The organism is Pseudoroseomonas cervicalis, assembly GCF_030818485.1.
GTDB lineage: Bacteria > Pseudomonadota > Alphaproteobacteria > Acetobacterales > Acetobacteraceae > Pseudoroseomonas > Pseudoroseomonas cervicalis_A.
Genome location: NZ_JAUTAJ010000004.1, coordinates 196,534 through 209,510, shown reverse-complemented (window position 1 = coordinate 209,510; position 12,977 = coordinate 196,534). Strand labels below are relative to the sequence as shown.

The following is a 12,977-nucleotide window of genomic DNA, read 5'->3' as shown; positions in this document are numbered from 1 at the left end:
CGCCTCAGGGCGCGCGGCGCAAGCCGCATTGCTCCGTCGCGGCCCGCCAGCGCCGTCACAGCAACGCCGATCACCATCTCGTGGTTCCGCGGCTCCGCCCCGAAAGCCCGGTCATCGCCGCCGCTGGGGCAGCGCCACCAGCACCCCGCCCACCGCGATGATGGCGGCGCCGATCAGCGTCCAGCGATCCGGCCAGTCGCCGAAGACCAGCATCGAGGCCAGCACCGCCCAGATCAGCTGGGTGTAGCTCATCGGCGCCAGCAGGCTGGCGGGCGCCCGGGCGAAGGCCAGCACCAGGAAGCCATGGCCGACGGCGCCGAGCGCGCCCAGCGCCACCAGCCCGGCCCAGCCCCAGCCGCCCATCGGCCATTGCCAGACGAAGGGCTGCGCCACCGCGCTGGCCAGGGCGGCGGCGATGCCGGTGTGCAGGATGGTGGTGCGCGGATCGTCCACCGTGGCCAGCTTGCGGGTCAGGATCTGGTAGACGGCATAGAGCGCCGCGGTGCCGAGCGGCAGCAGGATCGCCCAATGCGGCATCGGCCCGCCGGTCAGGAAGGGCGGCCGCAGCGCCACCGCGACGCCGAGCAGCCCCACCGCCACGCCCAGCCAGCGCCGCGGGCTCACCCGCTCCTGCAGCCAGAGCGCCGCCAGCGCCACGGTCAGCAGCGGCGAGGCGAAATTCACCGCCGTCGCGTCGGAGAGCGGCACATTGGCCAGGGCGTGGGAGAACAGGAAATTCGCCGAGGCCAGGCTCAGGCTGCGCAGCGCCTGCAGCCGCGGGGCGCGGGAGCGCCAGGGCAGCGGCCCGGTGAACAGGCGCAGCAGCACCGCCACCAGCACCACATGCACGGCGAAGCGGCAGAACAGCAGCTGGCTGACGGCGAACTCGGCCGTCATCACCTTGATGGTGGTGTCCATCGCCACGAAGAAGGCGATGGCCATCAGCTGCAGGGCGATCCCGGCGAGGGTGGAGGACATTACGCGGCCATCATGGCACCGCACCGCGGCAGGCGGCACCCCGCCCCGGCCGAGTCCCGCGGTTTTTTGCCGCCCCCGTCCGCCGGCGGCGGGGGCCCGGCCGCCGCCGCGATACCGCCGCGCGCCATCCCGCTCTAGGCTGGGCGCGGGACGAGACCATGACGGAGTGACAGGCCATGACCCTTTCCATCCTGGAGCAGCGCCGCATCGAGGCGGCCTTCGCCAAGGGCATCTATGAGGAGATGGCGGCCGAGCTGGGCCCCGAGACGGCGCAGCGCATCCTGAGCCGCGCGGTGGTGAAGCTGGCCAGGCAGGCGGCGGCCGAGATGGCGAAGGAGGCGCCGGAGGGCCAGGCCAGCCTGGAGCATTTCCGCAGCATCCAGCCGCGCTGGACCCGCGAGGACGCGCTGCGGGTCGAGGTGGTGCGGCAGGACGAGACGCATTTCGACTTCAACGTCACCCGCTGCCGCTATGCCGAGACCTACCGGGCGATGGGGCTGGGCGAGCTCGGCGCCATCCTCTCCTGCAACCGCGACGGCGCCTTCTGCGAGGGCTACGACCCGAAGCTGAAGATGACCCGCACCCAGACCATCATGGGCGGGGCCAGCCATTGCGATTTCCGCTATCGCTGGGAGGAGGAGGCGCCCGCCGCCCCGCCCGCCGGCCCCGCGGCCGGCTGAGCCGCAGGCGGCCGGGGTCTGGCGCGCCGCCGGCCGCCGGGCCCCGCCCGGCGTTCCGGCCGCGCTCAGCCTCTCGGCAGGCGCAGCTGATAGGTGGGGCGGAAGACCGGGCGGCAGCCCGCCAGCTCCCGCTGCAGCGTGGCCGGGATGCCCGCGCCGCGCGGCGTGGTGCCGAGGAAGGAGCACAGCCCCGCCAGCCCCTCGACCTCGCCATCCTCGATCTGCCGCATCAGCGCCTCGAAGCGGCCCTGCTCGAAGCGGCCGCCCTCATTCTCGGCGAACCAGGTCGGGAAGTCGTAGAGCCCCTGCCAGCCCATCGAGACGATGATGTGCCGCGCATCCAGCCGGAAGGCGGAGAAGTAATGGTCCCCCGCGCTGCCGGTCTCGCCGCGCCGCAGCTGCAGCTGGAAGGCCAGGATCACCGGCTGCTGCAGCGCCTGCATCACCGCGGCGGTGTGGCCGCCGGTCATGCCCTGCGGCGGCAGCGGGCTCAACCCGGTGATGGCGCCGGCCTGGGTGCTGCCGGCGGCGATGGTCTGGCGCGTCGCCGTCTTGACCACCGCCGTGCTGTTCATGGCGCAGGAGGTGCGGTCATAGCCGCCCTGCTCGCCGAAATTCAGCCGGTCGATCACGGTCTCGAAGACCGGCCGCCGGGCCAGGTCGCGCAGCCGGGCGAAAGCGGCTTCTCCGCTCATGCTCTCTCTCCTCGGGCCCGGCGCCGTCCTGGCGCGGGTGTTCTGGCGCCCGGATGGCGGCGGTGTTGCGACGCCATCCGGGCGTGGATGGTCCGGCGCGCCCCCGGCGCGGGCGGTTCAGCGGCCCTGCAGCAGCACGGTCGCGGTGGCGGTGGCGGTCAGCGTCAGCTCCTCCGGCACCGCGGCCGGGGCCGCCTCGCGCCGGCTGGAGGCCAGGCTCGGCGCCATCGCCATCATCGGCCGCGGCGGCAGGCGCCCCTCGGTCTCGACCTGCAATTCGCGGATGGCGGCGACGCTCTGGCCGAGCTGGCCGGCCAGCGTCTCGGCGCGGGCGCGCAGCCGCGCGATCGCCTCGCGCTCCGCCTCGGCCAGCGCCTCGCGCCGCTGCGGCTCGGTGAGCGACCAGCCGATGCCCTCCATCGCCAGCCCCTGGCCCTGCAGCGTGCCGGCCAGTTCCAGCAGCTTGCCCGGGTCATTGCCGCGCAGCGTCAGGGTCTGCACGGCCTGCCATTGCCGCCCCTCCTCGGTCCGGCCGGCATAGTAGCGGCCGGTGGTGGCCTGCAGCCCGGGCACGGCGCGCGCCGCCTGCAGGGCGCGCTCCATCGCCGCATTGGCCTGGCCCTGCGCCGCGGCGGCGCTGCCGCCACGCGCCTCGACGCGCAGGGTGGCGGTGATCTCGTCCGGGGCGCGGCGCAGCTCGACCGTCTCGGCCAGGCGCAGCAGCGTGCCCTGGGGGGCGGCCTCGGCCGGCGCCGCGGCGGGGGCCGGCTGCGCCAGCGCGGCGCCGGCGGGCAGCAGCGGCATGGCCAGCAGGCCGAACAGCGCCAGAGCTGCGACGGGGGCGGCGCTGGGGGCGGAAGAGGCGGCAGCGGCGTTCGGCAGGCGGCGGGTCATGCGGTCATCTCCCAGGGATAGGCGCTGGATGGGCGCGGAGGCGCGCCTCGCCGCCTGGGTATCGGGGCGCCGCCGGCCGCTGCAAAGCCCCCGGCCCGGTCACGGCTGCGCCAGGGCGGGGCGCGGCGCCGCAATCGCCGGGGACAGCGCCGGTACCGGCATGTAAGCTTGTGTGACAACTGATCAAAGCCGGGCCCGGCGCGGCCGTAACCCCTTGTCTGCGCAAGGCCGCGCCCAAGGTAGGGGCGGCCGGCGCCGGGCCGGTTTCGCACGGGCCGCCCCGCCGCATGAGCCAGCAACAGCACATCACCCATCTGCCCGACCTCAATCTGCTGCGCCTGTTCGTGGCGCTGGCCGAGGAACGCCATGTCACCCGCGCGGGGGAGCGGCTGTTCCTGTCGCAGCCCGCCGCCTCGGGCGGGCTGAAGCGGCTGCGCGCCCAGTTCGGCGATCCGCTGCTGGTGCGCCAGGCCGGCGAGCTGCGGCTGACCCCGCGGGCCGAGGCGCTCTACGCCGCCATCGCGCCGCGGCTGCGCCAGCTGGATGCCGAGATCGCCGCCGCCACCCCCTTCGACCCGACGCAGGACGCACGCAGCTTCGTGCTGGGCGGCACCGATGCGGTGGCCTTCGCCATGCTGCCGCCGCTGCTGGCGCGGCTGCGCCAGCAGGCGCCGCTCTGCAGCGTCTCGGTGCGCACCGGCGACCACCGCACCCTGCCCGCCATGCTGGCGCAGGGCGAGATCGGCACGGCGCTGGGCTTCCTCGGCCAGGATTTGCCGGCCAATGCGCGGATGCGGGTGCTGGGCCATTCCGAATGGAAGCTGCTGCGCGACCCGGCGACACCGGCGGTGACCTCGCTCGAGGATTACTGCGCCCGGCCGCATGCGCTGATCTCGCCGCGCGGCGATCTCGGCGGGCTGGTCGATGCGCTGCTGCGCCAGCAGGGGCTGTCACGCCGGGTGGTGGTGGGGGTCAGCTCCTTCGCGCTGCTCTCCGCCGTGCTGCCGGGCACCGACCTGGTGGCGACGGTGCCGGATTTCGTGGCCGAGCGGCTGAGCCTGCGCAGCGGGCTGGCGGTGCAGGCGACGCCGATCTCCCCCGCCGCCCTGCCGCACGCCATGGCCTGGACCGAGGGCCAGGACCGCGACCCGGCCGAGCGCTGGTTCCGCGGCCTGGTGGGCGAGATCTTCACCGAGGTCTTCGGCCGCGCGCATGGCTGAGCCGCGCGGCTGAGCCCTCGCGCGGGGCGGGCGATCCTGGCCTAGAGTGGCGGCCGAGACTCGCTGGATGCCCCGATGCCGCTCTGGATTGCCGCCACCCTGTCCGCCGCCCTGCTGCAGAGCTGGCGGACCGCCCTGCAGCAGAAGCTGCGCGGCCAGCTTTCGGTCAATGCCGCCGGGGTGGTGCGTTATCTCTATGGCGTGCCGGTGGGGGCGGCGCTGCTCGGCCTCTACGCGCTGGCCACCGGCGCTGGCCTCCCCTCCCCCCATCCGGGCTTCCTGCTGTTCTGCGCCGCCGGCGGGCTGATGCAGATCCTCGGCACCAACCTGCTGATCATGGCCTTCGGCGCGCGCGGCTTCGCCGTCGGCACCGCCTATGCCAAGACCGAGGCGGTGCAGGGCGCGCTGCTGGCGCTGCTGCTGCTGGGCGAGCGCATCTCGGCCCTGGCCTGGCTCGGCACCGCGATCGGGGTGGGCGGCGTGCTGCTGCTGTCGCTGACCGGCAAGGCAGGGGGCTGGCGCGGCCTGCTGCGGCAGACGGCGCAGCCGGCGGCGTTGTACGGGCTCGGCGCCGGCTTCTGCTTCGCGCTGACCTCGATCCTGATCAAGGCGGCGAATTTCGAGCTGGCGCATCCCGACCCGGTGCTGCGCGCCCTTCTCACCCTGGTCGTCACCAACATCCTGCAGACGCTGATGCAGGGCGGCTGGCTGGCCTGGCGGGAGCCGGAGCAGCTGCCGCTGGTGGTTCGCAGCTGGCGGGTCAGCGCGCCGGTGGGCGCGCTCTCGGCCTGCGGCTCGGCCTGCTGGTTCACCGGCTTCGCCCTCGCCCCGGTGGCGCTGGTGCGCGCCGTCGGCCAGACCGAGATCCTGTTCACCCTGGCCTTCAGCCGCTTCTACCTGCGCGAGACGCTGCGCCGGCAGGAGGTGGCGGGCGCCGTCATCGTGGTGCTGGGCGTGGTGCTGGTGCTGCTCGGCCGCTGAGCCGGCAGGCGCGCCGGCAGGCACGCCTTATCCGGCCGGTAATCCCTGCCCTGCTAAGCCGGGTGTTGCGCCGGTGCGGCGCCTGACAGGGGAGTTTCCGGCGGCATGGGCGCGCTGAGCAATCTTGGGATCCGCAGCAAGCTGGGCCTGGCGCTCGGCAGCCTGGTGGTGCTGGTGATGCTGATGGGCGGTCTGGGCCTGCGGGAGCTGGCCCAGATCAACCGGAGCACGGTGAACATCGGCACCAACTGGCTGCCCAGCATCGATGTGCTGGGCGATTTGCGCGCCAATGCGACGCGGCTGCGGCTGGTCGCCTTTCAGGTGGTGACGGCGGAGGACGAGGCCGGCCAGCGCGATGCGCGATCCCGCCTCGAACGGCGCGTCGAGGCCATGGCGCAGGCCCAGCGCGACTATGAGCGGATGATCGACACGCCGGAGGAACGCCGCGCCTATCAGGATTTCACCCAGCGCTGGCGCGCCTACCAGGCGCTGCAGGACCGGGTGATCGGCATGGCGGCGCAGGACCGCTCCGGCGCGCTGCGCGAATTCACCACCCCCGCCGCCACGCTGTTCAACGAGGCCTGGGAGGCGCTGGAGCAGGCCAAGCAGGCCAATCGCGACGGCGCCCAGCGCAGCATGGCCAATGCCGCCGCCACCTATGAATCCGCGGTGTGGCTGACCATGGGCGTCGCGCTGCTGACGCTGCTGGTGGCGCTCGCCGCCACGCTGTGGCTGAGCCTCGATCTGGGCCGGCCGGTCAGCCAGATCACCGAGCGGATGCGCCGGCTGGCGGCGCGCGAGATGGCCAGCCCGATCCCCGGCGCCGGCCGGCGCGACGAGATCGGCGCCATGGCCGCCGCCGTGGTCGTCTTCCGCGACAGCATGGCCGAGGCCGAGCGGCTGGCGGCCGAGCAGGCGGCGGAGCAGGAGCGCCGGCTGAAGCGCGGCCAGCAGCTGGACCGGCTGGTGCAGGATTTCGAGCATGCGGCGAGCGGCCTGTCGCACACCCTCTCCTCCGCCGCGACCGAGCTGGAGGCCACCGCCCGCTCGATGAGCGACGCCGCCGGCCAGGCGGACCGCCAGGCCAATGCGGTGGCCAATGCGGCCGAGGAGACCAGCGGCGGCGTGCAGACCGTCGCCGCCGCGGTGGAGGAGCTGACCGCCTCCATCGCCGAGATCAACCGGCAGGTGGCGCAATCCTCCACCATCACCGCCCGCGCCACCTCGGAGATGCAGCGCACCGACGCCACCGTGCGCACCCTGGCCGAGGGCGCCAAGCGCATCGGCGACGTGATCGGGCTGATCAGCAACATCGCCGGCCAGACCAATCTGCTGGCGCTGAACGCCACGATCGAGGCGGCCCGCGCCGGCGAGGCCGGCAAGGGCTTCGCCGTCGTCGCCTCCGAGGTGAAGAACCTGGCCAGCCAGACCGCCAAGGCGACGGAGGAGATCAGCGCCCAGATCGCGCAGATCCAGACCGCGACCGAGGAGGCGGTGGGCGCCATCCAGGGCATTGGCGGCACCATCGGCGAGATCAGCTCGATCGCCGGCAGCATCGCCACCGCGGTGGAGGAGCAGGGCCAGGCGACGCAGGAGATCGCGCGCTCGGTGCAGAAGACCGCCGTCTCGACGCGGGAGGTGACGCAGAACATCAATGGCGTCAGCCAGGCGGCCAGCGTCACCGGCCAGTCGGCGCAGGATGTGCTGAGCGCCGCGGGCCAGGTGGCGCAGCAGGCCGGGCAGCTCGGTGTCGAGGTCAGCACCTTCATCCAGGCGGTGCGCGCCGCCTGAGCCGGTCCTTGTGACCCCGTCCTTGTGACCCCGTCCTTGTGACCAGGGCCGGATGACCGGGCCGGGTGGTGCGCAACGCGCAACCGCCCGGCCCGCAGGCCGTTGGCAATGCGGGTGGCGCGGCGCTGCCGGATGCGACATGCGCTTGTCATGCTCCGGTCATTCGCCTGTCATGGCGGGCCGCTATAGCCCCCGCCATGCGAAGGATGGCCGATGCTCCAGCTTGACAACATCTCGCGCCGCTTCGGTGCGACGACGGCTGTGGACCGCGTCAGCCTCACCGTGCCGGCAGGCCAGATGGTGGGGGTGATCGGGCGGTCGGGCGCCGGCAAATCCACCCTGCTGCGCATGATCAACCGCCTCACCGAGCCCTCCGAGGGCCGCATCCTGTGCGATGGCGTCGAGGTCACCGCACTGCGCGGCCAGGGCCTGCGCGACTGGCGCACGCGCTGCGGCATGATCTTCCAGCAATTCAACCTGGTGCAGCGTATGGATGTGCTGACCAATGTGCTGGTGGGGCGGCTGAACCACCATCCCGGCCTCGGCGGCACGCTGGCCACGCTGTTCAAGCGCTTCACCGCCGAGGAGCGGGCCATGGCGCTGATGGCACTGGACCGTTTCGACCTGGCCGCCCAGGCGCTGCAGCGCGCGGACACCCTCTCCGGCGGCCAGCAGCAGCGCGTCGCCATCGCCCGCGCGCTGATGCAGGAGCCGCGCATCATCCTGGCCGATGAGCCGATCGCCAGCCTGGATCCGCGCAACGCCCGCACCGTGATGGATGCGCTGCGCGACGTGAACCGGCGCGATGGCATCACCGTGCTGTGCAACCTGCACCACCTCGACACCGCCCGCGAGTATTGCGACCGCATCATCGCCATGCAGGGCGGCCGCATGATGTTCGACGGCCCGCCCGCCGCGCTGACGGCCGCGAAGCTGCGCGAGATCTATGGCGTGTCCGAGGCCGAGTTCGACGAATGCAGCGCCGTGGAGCCCGCCCCCGCGGCGGCCGCGGCGCCAGGCACCAGCCAGGCGGCCGCCCTGTCCGCCTGAGCCTTCCCGCCGGACCGCCGACCCGGCCGGCCGGCCCCAAGGAGAGACCGATGATCACGCGTCGCATGCTGGCCGGCCTGATGGCCGGTTCCGCCCTGCTGCCTGCTGCCCTGCGCGCGCAGGCGGTTGAGAAGGTCGAGATGCCCGCCACCGGCGCGCGCCCCTGGGCGCAGCAGGTGCCGCAGATCCGCATCGGCCTGCTGGGCGGCGAGAACGAGGCCGACCGCCTCGGCCGCTTCGACGGCTATCGCAAGCTGATCGAGGACACCTTCAAGGTGCCCGTCCGCCTCTTTCCCGCCGCCGACTATGCCGGTGTGATGCAGGCCTTCAGCGCCAAGCAGATCGAGATCTCCTCGATGGGCGCGGCCGGCTATGCCGGCACCTGGCTCGACACCAATGGCGGCGTGGAGCCGCTGGTGGTGCCGCGCGAGGCGGATGGCGGCATCTCCTACATCTCGGTGATGATCGTGCGGAAGGATTCGGGCATCACCAGCCTGGAGCAGATGCGCGGCAAGTCGCTGGCCTGGGCCGACCCGAACTCGACCTCCGGCTATCTGGTGCCCCGCTCCGAGCTGCGCGGCGCCGGCATCGACATCAACAGCTATTTCTCGCGCACCGGCTTCGCCGGCGGGCATGAGCAGGCCGTCGTCGCCGTGCAGCAGAAGCAGTACGACGCCGCCGTGACCTGGGCCTCGGGCCAGGGCGACGAGGCGCAGGGCTTCACCCGCGGCAATCTGCGCGCGATGGTGGAGAAGGGCATGCTCAACATGGGCGACATGCGCATCATCTGGACGTCGCGCCCGATCCTGAACGGGCCGCTGGTGGTGCGGACGGACGTGCCGGACGCCTTCAAGCAGGACATCACCCAGTTCCACCTGGCGCTGGCCACCGCCCATCCGCAGATCTACGCGCAGGTCGAGCGCGGTGGCGGCCTGGGCTATGCCCGCGTGACGCATGCGCAGTTCGAGCCGATCGTGCAGCTGCGCCGCGAAGAGGCGGCCGAGCGCCGCCGCCGCTCGTAATTCTTTCAGCTTGGCGTCCCGCCTCAGGCCCGAGGCGGGACGCCCACTGAAAGAAAGTTTTTGGTTCTTTTTTCAAAAAGAACCCTTCCTTCCTGCTTCGTCAGGGCAGCCATACGGACGGACCCCCTGTTGCTCTCCCCGGCGATGCCAAAAGATGGGCGCTTTCCGAGTTTGGGGCGTCCCATGCAGCTGACCCGCCGCCATTTCGCAGCCCTCTTCTCCCTCTCGGCCCTGTCCGCCCTGCCGGGGCTGGCTGCGGCCCAGGCTGCGCATCCCTTCCCTGCCCCTGGCCGCCGCCCCTGGGCGGAGGCGGTGCCGCGCCTCGGCATCGCGCTGATGGGCGGCGAGAACGAGGCCGACCGGCTGGCCCGCTTCGACGGCTACCGCGCCCTGCTGGAGAAGACCTTCGAGGTGCCGGTGCGGGTCTATCCCGCCGGCGACTATGCCGGGGTGATGCAGGCTTTCGCCGCGAAGCAGGTGGAGATCGCCTCGCTCGGCTCGGCCGCCTATGCCGGTGCCTGGATCGACACGCAGGGCGGGGTGGAGCCGCTGGTGGTGCCGGTGCAGGAGGATGGCTCGACCGGCTATCTGGCCGTGATGGTGGCGCGGGCCGATTCCGGCATCGCCGACCTCGCGGCCATGCGCGGCAGGTCGCTGGCCTGGGCCGACCCGAACTCGACCTCCGGCTATCTGATGCCGCGCGCCTCGCTGCGCCGCCAGGGCGTCGATCCGGAGCGCTATTTCAGCCGCACCGGCTTCGCCGGCGGGCATGAGCAGGCGGTGATCGCGGTGCTGCAGAAGCAATACGACGCCTGCTGCACCTGGGCCTCCGGCCAGGGGGATGAGGCGCAGGGCTTCACCCGCGGCAATCTGCGCGCGATGGTGGAGAAGGGCATGCTGAACATGTCCGATCTGCGCATCGTCTGGCGCTCCGAGCCCATCGTCACCGGGCCGATCACGGTCCGCACCGATCTGCCGGATTCGCTGAAGCAGGATCTGCTGGCCTTCTTCCTGGCGCTCCCCGCCGCCTATCCCGAGATCTACCGCCAGATCAGCCGTGGCGAGGGCGCCGGCTATGTCCGCGCCCGCCACGCGGACTACCAGATCTTCATCGACCTCAGACGAGAGGAGGCGGCGGCCCGTCGCCGCCGCGAATAGCGCATGGACGCCATCGCCGCCCATCTTCCGGTGGTGCAGCGCGGGGAGGCCGCCTACCAGGCGCTCCGCCGCCAGCGCCGCCGGGTGACGCTGGGAAGCCTCGCTTTGCTGGCCGCCGCCCTGTTGCTGGCCGGCTGGGTCAGCGAGTTCTACCCTTCCTCCCTCGCCGCCGGCCTGCCGCGCATCGGCGAGTATTTCGCCAGGATCCTGCCGAGCCTGGAGGCCCGGCACCTGCTGGCGGATTGGGAGACGGAGGGCAGCCTGGCCTTCTGGTTCTACCGGCTCGACAAATGGGCGCTGCTGCTGCTGCAGACGGCGCAGATGGCGGCGCTGGCGACGCTGGGCGGCGCCGCGGTCGCGCTGCTGCTGGCCTTCCCGGCGGCGCGCAACCTGGCCCCCACCCGCCTCCTGCACCAGCTGACGCGGCGTGGGCTGGAAGCCACCCGCACCGTGCCGGAGATCGTCTACGCGCTGATCTTCGTCTGGGCCTTCGGCGTCGGCCCGCTGGCCGGCATCCTGGCGATCGCCATCCACACCGCCGGCGCGCTGGGCAAGCTGTTCGCCGAGGTGATGGAGAATGCCGAGATGCAGCCCTGGGACGGGGTGCGCGCCTCGGGCGGCAACTGGGCCCAGGCCTGCCGCTACGCCATCCTGCCGCAGGTGGCGCCGAACCTGCTGAGCTACGCGCTGCTGCGCTTCGAGATCAATGTGCGCGGCGCCAGCGTCATCGGCTTCGTCGGCGCCGGCGGCATCGGGCAGGAGCTCTATCAGGTGATCGCCTTCAACTACTACGAGGAGATCAGCGCCATCGTCGTGCTGATCATCGCCGCCGTCATGCTGATCGACCTGGTCTCGGAAAAGCTGCGGCACCGCCTGATCCATGCCGAGGGAGCGCGCTGAGATGAGCAGCCCGACCGCCGCCGAGATCGCCGCCTGGCAGGCGCGGCAGCCCCGCGCCTTCGGCCGCCCGCCGCGCGAGCGTGCGCTGCTCTGGCTGGGGGGCGCGGCCTTCCTGGCCTGGCTGCTCTACAGCTTCTGGCTGTTCGAGATCACGCCGGCGCGGCTGTGGAACGGGCTCTCCGGCCTGATGACCATCCTGCGCCTGATGGTGCCGCCGAGCCCCGGCGAGCTGTGGCTGGATATCCTGAAGGGCATGGCGGAAAGCGTCGCCATGGCCTTCCTCGGCACCTTCCTGGCGGCGCTGGTGGCGGTGCCGCTGGGCTTCCTCGGCGCCCGCAACATCGTCACCGTGACGCTGCTGCGCTTCTCCGTCCGCCGCTTCTTCGACGGCATCCGCGGCGTGGACCAGCTGATCTGGGCGCTGGCCTATGTGCGCGCGGTGGGCCTCGGCCCGCTGGCGGGCGTGCTGGCCATCTTCACCAGCGACCTCGCCGTGCTCGCCAAGCTCTATGCCGAGGCGATCGAGAATGCCGAGAAGAAGCAGAGCGAGGGCGTGCTGGCCTCCGGCGGCAGCCGGCTGCAGGCGGTGCGCTACGGCGTGCTGCCGCAGGTGCTGCCGGTGATGCTGGCCCAGGCGCTGTATTTCTTCGAAAGCAACACCCGCTCGGCCGCCATCCTCGGTGTCGTCGGCGCCGGCGGCATCGGCCTGCAGATCGCCGAGCGCATCAAGGTGCGCCACTGGGACGAGGTGGCCTTCATCATCATCCTGATGGTGCTGACCGTCGCCGCCATCGACCTGCTGTCGGGCGTGATCCGCCGGCGGCTGATCGGGCGCAGGGAAGCGGCGGTGAAGTAAGGAAAAAGGGTTCTTTTTGAAAAAAGAACCAAAAACTTTCTTTCAGTGGGCGTCCCGCATCAGGCCGGAGGCGGAACGCCAAACTGAAAGAAATCTTTTTCTTCAGAAAAAGAAGACTTACGCCGCGTCGTCGCGGCGGTCGCGGGCCTTCACATAGGCGATCGCGGCATGCTCGGGGCAGTAGGGCTTCGAGGGGATCGCCTCGGCGGTGCAGAAGCGGAATTCCGGCGTGCCGGGCTCGCCGATCGGCCAGCAGCAGGACCGGCCGCCGGAGCGCTGGAAGGGGCGCACCACGGCGCCCGGCGCCGGGGCAGCCCGGCGCGGCGGCGCGGGCGGGCGCGGCGCGGCCAGGTTCGGCGCCGGCATGGCCGGGGCGGTCGCCGGGGCCAGGGTCACCATCGCGGCCATCGGCGCGGGCTCGGCCACGGGGGGCTTCGGCGCGGGGGCGGGCGGCGGCACCGGGGCGGCAGCGGCCACCGGCGGCGCCACCGGGGCGGGCGCGGGCGCCGGGGCGGCGACAGGGGCGGCCGGGGCGGCGGCCTCGGCCTCGCGGCGGATCGGGCTCGGGCGCGCGGGCAGGTTCAGGCGATGCGCCTTGCCCACCACCGCATTCTTCGAAATGCCCATGCGCCGGCCGATCTCGGCCGTCGAATGGCCCTCAGCCCATAGCGCGCGCAGCGTCTCGATCGCTTCCGCGGTCCACTCCATCGCCCGGCCTCCTACCTGCCACCACCATATACGGTAGAGAAACC

General features: G+C 72.4%; 13 protein-coding genes. 9 read left to right on the top strand and 4 right to left on the bottom strand.

Annotation, left to right across the window (positions count from 1 at the left end; translation table 11 throughout):
* Positions 1–111: 111 nt before the first annotated feature.
* Complete coding sequence (locus QE401_RS04820; protein ID WP_307137131.1) at positions 112–978, bottom strand: DMT family transporter; 867 nt, start codon at positions 976–978, stop codon at positions 112–114.
* Between the two features lie 176 nt (positions 979–1,154).
* Here QE401_RS04820 and QE401_RS04815 point away from each other — a divergent pair, with 176 nt between their 5' ends.
* Positions 1,155–1,658, top strand: coding sequence for an L-2-amino-thiazoline-4-carboxylic acid hydrolase (locus QE401_RS04815; RefSeq protein WP_307137130.1), 504 nt, complete (start codon positions 1,155–1,157; stop codon positions 1,656–1,658).
* Positions 1,659–1,723: 65 nt separating this feature from the next.
* On the opposite strand, the gene QE401_RS04810 is transcribed toward QE401_RS04815, so the two are convergent.
* Together QE401_RS04810 and QE401_RS04805 are read right to left on the bottom strand one after the other, a co-directional pair.
* Positions 1,724–2,353, bottom strand: a complete 630-nt coding sequence (locus QE401_RS04810) for a hypothetical protein (protein ID WP_307137129.1) — start codon at positions 2,351–2,353, stop codon at positions 1,724–1,726.
* 117 nt (positions 2,354–2,470) lie between these two features.
* A complete protein-coding gene (locus tag QE401_RS04805) occupies positions 2,471–3,247 on the bottom strand; it encodes an SIMPL domain-containing protein (protein WP_307137128.1) in 777 nt (258 codons plus the stop codon).
* A gap of 287 nt (positions 3,248–3,534) precedes the next feature.
* Here QE401_RS04805 and QE401_RS04800 point away from each other — a divergent pair, with 287 nt between their 5' ends.
* The 8 genes from QE401_RS04800 to phnE (QE401_RS04765) all read left to right on the top strand — a co-directional run bounded on the left by QE401_RS04800 (position 3,535) and on the right by phnE (QE401_RS04765) (position 12,225).
* Entirely contained in the window at positions 3,535–4,467 is a 933-nt protein-coding gene (locus QE401_RS04800; protein WP_307137127.1) for a LysR family transcriptional regulator, read from the top strand.
* A gap of 75 nt (positions 4,468–4,542) precedes the next feature.
* Positions 4,543–5,448, top strand: a complete 906-nt coding sequence (locus QE401_RS04795) for a DMT family transporter (protein WP_307137126.1) — start codon at positions 4,543–4,545, stop codon at positions 5,446–5,448.
* A gap of 105 nt (positions 5,449–5,553) precedes the next feature.
* Complete coding sequence (locus QE401_RS04790) at positions 5,554–7,239, top strand: methyl-accepting chemotaxis protein (protein WP_307137125.1); 1,686 nt, start codon at positions 5,554–5,556, stop codon at positions 7,237–7,239.
* 213 nt (positions 7,240–7,452) lie between these two features.
* Positions 7,453–8,289 (top strand): phosphonate ABC transporter ATP-binding protein, encoded by an 837-nt coding sequence (gene phnC / locus QE401_RS04785; protein ID WP_307137124.1) that lies wholly within the window; start codon positions 7,453–7,455, stop codon positions 8,287–8,289.
* A 50-nt stretch (positions 8,290–8,339) separates the two neighbouring features.
* Positions 8,340–9,311: a phosphate/phosphite/phosphonate ABC transporter substrate-binding protein gene (gene phnD, locus QE401_RS04780; protein WP_307137123.1), complete on the top strand. Its 972-nt coding sequence runs from the start codon at positions 8,340–8,342 to the stop codon at positions 9,309–9,311.
* A 183-nt stretch (positions 9,312–9,494) separates the two neighbouring features.
* Positions 9,495–10,469, top strand: a complete 975-nt coding sequence (phnD, locus tag QE401_RS04775) for a phosphate/phosphite/phosphonate ABC transporter substrate-binding protein (protein ID WP_307137122.1) — start codon at positions 9,495–9,497, stop codon at positions 10,467–10,469.
* A gap of 3 nt (positions 10,470–10,472) precedes the next feature.
* Positions 10,473–11,369 (top strand): phosphonate ABC transporter, permease protein PhnE, encoded by an 897-nt coding sequence (phnE, locus tag QE401_RS04770; protein WP_307137121.1) that lies wholly within the window; start codon positions 10,473–10,475, stop codon positions 11,367–11,369.
* A gap of 1 nt (position 11,370) precedes the next feature.
* On the top strand, positions 11,371–12,225 hold the full coding sequence (gene phnE / locus QE401_RS04765) for a phosphonate ABC transporter, permease protein PhnE (protein ID WP_307137120.1): 855 nt from the start codon (positions 11,371–11,373) through the stop codon (positions 12,223–12,225).
* Between the two features lie 117 nt (positions 12,226–12,342).
* On the opposite strand, the gene QE401_RS04760 is transcribed toward phnE (QE401_RS04765), so the two are convergent.
* Positions 12,343–12,933: a GcrA family cell cycle regulator gene (locus QE401_RS04760; protein ID WP_307137119.1), complete on the bottom strand. Its 591-nt coding sequence runs from the start codon at positions 12,931–12,933 to the stop codon at positions 12,343–12,345.
* Positions 12,934–12,977: the final 44 nt, after the last annotated feature.

Coding starts and splice junctions, on each gene's coding strand:
- QE401_RS04820 (WP_307137131.1), bottom strand. CDS start 978: ATGTCCTCCACCCTCGCCGGGATCGCCCTGCAGCTGATGGCCATCGCC.
- QE401_RS04815 (WP_307137130.1), top strand. CDS start 1,155: ATGACCCTTTCCATCCTGGAGCAGCGCCGCATCGAGGCGGCCTTCGCC.
- QE401_RS04810 (WP_307137129.1), bottom strand. CDS start 2,353: ATGAGCGGAGAAGCCGCTTTCGCCCGGCTGCGCGACCTGGCCCGGCGG.
- QE401_RS04805 (WP_307137128.1), bottom strand. CDS start 3,247: ATGACCCGCCGCCTGCCGAACGCCGCTGCCGCCTCTTCCGCCCCCAGC.
- QE401_RS04800 (WP_307137127.1), top strand. CDS start 3,535: ATGAGCCAGCAACAGCACATCACCCATCTGCCCGACCTCAATCTGCTG.
- QE401_RS04795 (WP_307137126.1), top strand. CDS start 4,543: ATGCCGCTCTGGATTGCCGCCACCCTGTCCGCCGCCCTGCTGCAGAGC.
- QE401_RS04790 (WP_307137125.1), top strand. CDS start 5,554: ATGGGCGCGCTGAGCAATCTTGGGATCCGCAGCAAGCTGGGCCTGGCG.
- phnC (WP_307137124.1), top strand. CDS start 7,453: ATGCTCCAGCTTGACAACATCTCGCGCCGCTTCGGTGCGACGACGGCT.
- phnD (WP_307137123.1), top strand. CDS start 8,340: ATGATCACGCGTCGCATGCTGGCCGGCCTGATGGCCGGTTCCGCCCTG.
- phnD (WP_307137122.1), top strand. CDS start 9,495: ATGCAGCTGACCCGCCGCCATTTCGCAGCCCTCTTCTCCCTCTCGGCC.
- phnE (WP_307137121.1), top strand. CDS start 10,473: ATGGACGCCATCGCCGCCCATCTTCCGGTGGTGCAGCGCGGGGAGGCC.
- phnE (WP_307137120.1), top strand. CDS start 11,371: ATGAGCAGCCCGACCGCCGCCGAGATCGCCGCCTGGCAGGCGCGGCAG.
- QE401_RS04760 (WP_307137119.1), bottom strand. CDS start 12,933: ATGGAGTGGACCGCGGAAGCGATCGAGACGCTGCGCGCGCTATGGGCT.